The 413-nt window shown below is 45.3% G+C and carries 1 pseudogene; it reads right to left on the reverse strand.

Annotation, left to right across the window (positions count from 1 at the left end):
- Positions 1 to 413 (reverse strand): annotated as a pseudogene (locus tag J7R12_RS08705) (contractile injection system protein, VgrG/Pvc8 family); the annotation flags it as partial.

Here is a 413-nt window from a genome sequence, read left to right on the forward strand (position 1 = left end):
CGTGCCTGCATGCGCTCCGCAAGACGCGTTAAAAAATCAACAGCCGATTGATCTGTGCGAATCACATAAGGCAAAGTTTTGTGCGTGAATTCTGGACTAATCTTTGCTTGATAACCATGGCGTTTGGCGAGTGTCTCAACAATCTCGCCAACGGTTTTATGATCAAAATGTTCACTTGTTTGTTCTTTGAGTTCTTTACGCATTGAGGCGCTTTTGCCACAAAGGCGCAAGATCTCTCCATCACTGCCACCACAACTTACCACTGACTCGACAACAAAACGCCCCATAAAAGCACTGATGCTGTTCTCATAGCCAAAGATCACCTGCAGAGTGCTATTCTGTTGCGGAACCTCTAAATCATTGCCACTATCATCAAATTCTGCTTCAAATCTATCCGCTTCATTGCCGGCATG

This window comes from Bartonella vinsonii subsp. vinsonii (assembly GCF_902825235.1).
In the GTDB taxonomy this organism is placed as follows: Bacteria; Pseudomonadota; Alphaproteobacteria; order Rhizobiales; family Rhizobiaceae; genus Bartonella; species Bartonella vinsonii.